Annotated in this window: 6 protein-coding genes; all 6 read right to left on the bottom strand. The window is 62.3% G+C overall.

The window, feature by feature from the left end:
• Positions 1-125 precede the first annotated feature (125 nt).
• Positions 126-755 (bottom strand): hypothetical protein, encoded by a 630-nt coding sequence (locus A3764_RS09925; protein WP_067264194.1) that lies wholly within the window; start codon positions 753-755, stop codon positions 126-128.
• A gap of 105 nt (positions 756-860) precedes the next feature.
• Positions 861-1,337 (bottom strand): DUF6915 family protein, encoded by a 477-nt coding sequence (locus A3764_RS09920; RefSeq protein WP_067261962.1) that lies wholly within the window; start codon positions 1,335-1,337, stop codon positions 861-863.
• Position 1,338: 1 nt separating this feature from the next.
• On the bottom strand, positions 1,339-1,722 hold the full coding sequence (locus tag A3764_RS09915) for a DUF6878 family protein (protein WP_017468065.1): 384 nt from the start codon (positions 1,720-1,722) through the stop codon (positions 1,339-1,341).
• A 77-nt stretch (positions 1,723-1,799) separates the two neighbouring features.
• Positions 1,800-2,096: a hypothetical protein gene (locus tag A3764_RS09910; RefSeq protein WP_017469540.1), complete on the bottom strand. Its 297-nt coding sequence runs from the start codon at positions 2,094-2,096 to the stop codon at positions 1,800-1,802.
• Between the two features lie 114 nt (positions 2,097-2,210).
• Complete coding sequence (locus A3764_RS09905; protein WP_017469541.1) at positions 2,211-2,591, bottom strand: DUF3768 domain-containing protein; 381 nt, start codon at positions 2,589-2,591, stop codon at positions 2,211-2,213.
• Between the two features lie 125 nt (positions 2,592-2,716).
• Positions 2,717-4,238, bottom strand: a 1,522-nt coding sequence (locus A3764_RS09900; protein ID WP_067951547.1) for a chromosome partitioning protein ParB, incomplete at its 5' end; no start/stop codon positions are given.

Below are 4,238 nucleotides of genomic sequence, written 5' to 3'. Positions count from 1 at the left end.
CAAGAGCAAACATAGGAGCAATGCTGCAGTCGCACAATGGGCGGGCCATGACTTCTCTGCAATGCAGCAATGCGTGCGCGCGATCGGGTGCTGCCCATAGTTCCGGTCTGTGGCGGCGAGTTATTCTATGGATATGCGGTCAATGCACCGGTCGCGGGTGGCGCATGGGGATCGGACCGAGGAACAGCATTCCGCGCCTCCGGCAAACAATGCGTCTCATAGCCGCCAACAAACCCCCAGCAAGCGTCGATCTCCTCGCCACCCTGTTCGACGACGTAACCATAGACCCTGCCGCCAAGGTAAGAATCGTAGTCGACGATCTCACCACGTAAGACGTCTACAGCCTTTTCGCGCAGGGCCTTGGTCACGCGTTTTACACCGAATTCCTTTCGCACATCTGCGAGCGTCATGTAGACAAAACCGACCTGGCCGGAATCCCAAGGGCAGTGAAACCCGATGGTGTTCATCGCGAGGCCGGAATGGTCATAGAGAAAGACGGGCAGGATGATTGCCTTGCATTCGGCGCGGTCCCGCAGACGGTCCATCGAGAGGTCGCTCTGATCCGAGACATCGGCAAGATTGCGCAGAAACGCCTCAGGGCTGTCGTGCTGATGGCTGTCACCCAGCCGATAGCGCCGGTGCCAGCAGATCAGCGTTCCGAGGTTGCACCACTCGCGCGGGCTCTCAGAATCGGGGTCGTGGTAGATCTTGATGTTGTGGCCCTGGTGGACCTCCTCGTAGACGGGGTCGTGCATGTCGATTTCCTTTCTTGAAACGCAATCGACCCGCCAAGCCGGTTGGGGCTCGAGCAGGTCGATTGGGACGTGGTCAGGTGGTTGGTGAGTTTGCCGCCCGGCGGATCAGGCGGCGGCGCGGTTCTGGCGATGCTGGACGTGCTCGACCGAGACCTTCAGAAGCCAATCTTCAAAGCCGAGAATGGTCTGGTGATTGGCCACCGCCGTGGCCCAGGCCGCACGCGGGTCGCTGCCAATCTGCGTCGGGTCGTTGTCGATCCGGCCATTGGCCATCCAGGGTTCGGGCTGAATGCGTCCGAGCCAGTCCGCCAGCGACGGGATCCGCCCCTGGCAGTCTTCGCGCACATGCTGCTCGCCGATCCAGCGGATCGGGACGACCCGGCCCGCGCTGTTGGTCAGGCTGCGACCAAACAACCGCTCAGCCTCAAAGATCCCGAGCGTGTGGTGCCGATGTGCTCTGTGAATGAAAAGACCTAGATGCTCTTTTGATGAGTCAAACCAGTCATGCACATGCTGGTAATCATCTGGAACACCGCCGAACTTTCGGGCGGAGCTTTCGGCGTGGTGGAGGGGATGTGCCATGTCAGAGCCCCTCGTGTTCGGTGGTGTCGGTCTCGATATAGCGGTTCGAGTGGCTGACATCGATCTTGTCCGCCTCGATCGCCCAGGTCAGTTCGCCATAGCCGCCCTCGTTGTTCTCGAAGCCGGGGCTCAGCGCATATGCGAAGTCCCAGCCGAAGTCTTCGACCCGGCGCCGCAGCTCTTCCGTCAGGGTGACCGTGTCAGGGGTCATGACGACATCCTCGACATTGCCGGAATCGCCGTAGCCTTCATATTGCACCTCGATGCTCGTCACGCCGAGGGCACGCAGCTCGGTGAGGAGTGCCGCGCGGGTCTCAACCCGCTGTTCGGCAGCCTGTCTTTGGGATTCGAGCATCTGCACGTAGAAATCAGTCGCTTGTGTCATGTCTTTTGTCCTTTGGAATTGAGGGAAGGGGAGGGCGACCGTTTAGCGAGGCCGCCCCAATGGTTTGTCGGGAAGCTTCAGGCCGCAGCGTCGCCGCTCTTCTCAGCCGTCCGATCGACCAGGTTGAAATAGAGGTTCTCGGTCGCGCGCTTGAACCCCGGCGGTTTGCGCGGGGCGAGGCAGCGAACCGAGGCGCTGCAGCTCTCGCCGTGCTCCATCGCGAAATGCGTAACCTTGTCGATCAGATCGTCCATGCCCGCGGCCTGGATGCGCTTTTCGGGGTAGTTCGCCATCATCTGGAACTCGGTGACGACGAAGGCGCCATCGCGATGTGCGGGATAAAGGGTGATCTGGTAGTCGAGTGTTTTGGCCATCTGAGGTCTCCTGTGGCGGGCAAGGCGCGGGTATCGCGCCCCTTGGAACCCGCCAGCGCAAAAGGACCGCCCTTTGTGCAAGGGCGGTCCGACGCGGTGTTTGGGATGGAGGGGTCAGTATTCCGACGGAAGTAGCAGGGTCAGCACGCGACGCGTCTGCTGGGGATCGGAAGGCTCGGGCGAGCCGTACGTGTAGTCGACGTCATAGAGGTCGATCTTGAACCAGACCGTGGTGCCGTCGAAATCAATAACGCCCATTTCGTGCCAGCCATGGGGATCACTGTCAGCGTTGAACGCGTCAAACGAAGCGACGCGGCGGGTGAGAGCATGCTGGGTGTCCGGCCCAAGCGCTGCAACGCCGGGCGTCATGACAAACTGGCCCTTTGGTGCATCCGCGACGGGGTGTGTCCCGAGGATGGAGCGGCGAAAGGCATCATTTTGAGCGGCGATCAGTGCGGCTTCCGTGACGGGATCGATTTCGAGTGTGGTGGTCATGAGAAGTCTCCGTGACGAGCCAGCCGATCCGACACCGGCTGCGTGAAACCCGTCAGCGGGAAAAGGCCGCCCTCTGCGCGAGGACGGCCCATGGGTCAGTCAAGGTTCAGATCGGTGCCGGTGCCTCAGGCGGCATCACCGCTGAGAAAGGCGGGCAAGGCGTCCGGTTCGTCGTCCGAGGCTGAAATGGTCTCCTCACCGGACTCGTCTTCGCCCAAAGCGGTTTCCGCCGCATCAATGGGGAGATCGAGGCCACCATCCGACGCACCGGCGAACAGCATCCCATCGGGCAACCAGCGGGTCGTTTTGACAACCACCGCGGCGGCAAACCCTTCGGTTTCACTCGCGGTTTCCGCGAAAGCCCGCTCCATCGCGGCCGCGATATCGCCTTTGCGCTCGCGATTGCGATCCTCGGCGTAGTCGTCACCGATCAGCTTGCGGGCCGTGGCCACAGTATGCCCTTTGTTGACCCGCCCCCAGTAGTTCTGCGCGGTCGGGCGCCAACAGGCCGCCACATCGACGTCGAGCCGCGCGCCGATCTCTTCGATGATCGGGGAAGGACGATTGTCGGAAGAAAGCTGGGGCTTGACCGCCAGACCCGTCGCCCAGGCGAAAAGTGCTTGCTTGTCCGCAATGGGCAACGCCGACATCGCCCGGAAGTCCTCGGGTTTCTCCAGCTTCATCCAGTCCATGGCAAGGTCCTGTTCCAGCGCCTCGAGCATCTTCTGGGCGACAGTATCGGCATGCAGCACCTCGCGATTTTGCGCCTGGAAGGGACGGATCGAGATGTCGAGCGCCTCGTTGTTGTAGGACCGCCCCAGAGCTTGCTCGCAGAGCGCATAGAGCATCGCATCGAACGCCACTTCGAAATCCGCCGCCAGATGCGCCCGCAGGATGTGCTGACGCGTCGCGCGCAGATCGTCGGCAAGGCTCGCCGAAATCCCATCCGCCTTGCGCAAAGTCGCGGCCGGATCGGAGGTCGGCACCGGCGACGATGAGGTCGGCGGCGTCACATGCGGCCGGGCAGGGGAGTGGGCATCACCCGTATCAGCTCGGGCCTCGTCCGGCTCGGGTGCGGTGGGAATATCCTCGGGCCGCACCAGCCCCTTCTCGACCCGCAGCGCCCCGTCATGGCCGATGGTCAGAACCACGCCCGCAATGGCGCGATCTGCATCCGCGTAAGGCTGCCGCTCACGCTGCAGGGCCTCGATTTCGCGCAGGCGCGGTTCGATTGCGTAGTATTCTTCGGTCTCGGCGTCGGTCCAATCCTCACCGTCATTCTGCGCCGCCAGTTCTTCCTCGCGCGCAATCAGACGTTCCTCTTCTGCCAGCAGCTCCGGATCGGGTTCGATGTCCTGCGGATAGACCCGCCCGAAGCTGCGAAACGAGCCGTAGTCCACCGAGAGATGCACCTCGACCCATTTCCAAGCCGCCTCGAAGGGTTTGGCCGCGGCTTGCAGCTTCTCGATGGCGAGGCGCTCGAGGAGCTCGGGGTTTTCCATATGGGCGCTGGCACGATCGTCGAAGAGATCACGCAGCAGAACCCCACCAGCCGCCTCATAGGCTTCGATGCCGACGAAACGCCCGAGAGCGGAGTTCGCCGAATGCGCGGTCTCGGTCAGTTGGCGTTTGATGCTTTGCGGGTGG

The sequence above is a fragment of the Sulfitobacter sp. HI0129 genome, from assembly GCF_001635395.1.
GTDB lineage: Bacteria > Pseudomonadota > Alphaproteobacteria > Rhodobacterales > Rhodobacteraceae > Sulfitobacter.
This window is presented reverse-complemented; position numbering and strand designations above follow the sequence as displayed.

What these genes read in the sequence shown, in the direction of transcription:
- A3764_RS09915 (WP_017468065.1), bottom strand. Translation starts at nt 1,722, where the DNA reads ATGACACAAGCGACTGATTTCTACGTGCAGATGCTCGAATCCCAAAGA.
- A3764_RS09905 (WP_017469541.1), bottom strand. Translation starts at nt 2,591, where the DNA reads ATGACCACCACACTCGAAATCGATCCCGTCACGGAAGCCGCACTGATC.
- A3764_RS09920 (WP_067261962.1), bottom strand. Translation starts at nt 1,337, where the DNA reads ATGGCACATCCCCTCCACCACGCCGAAAGCTCCGCCCGAAAGTTCGGC.
- A3764_RS09925 (WP_067264194.1), bottom strand. Translation starts at nt 755, where the DNA reads ATGCACGACCCCGTCTACGAGGAGGTCCACCAGGGCCACAACATCAAG.
- A3764_RS09910 (WP_017469540.1), bottom strand. Translation starts at nt 2,096, where the DNA reads ATGGCCAAAACACTCGACTACCAGATCACCCTTTATCCCGCACATCGC.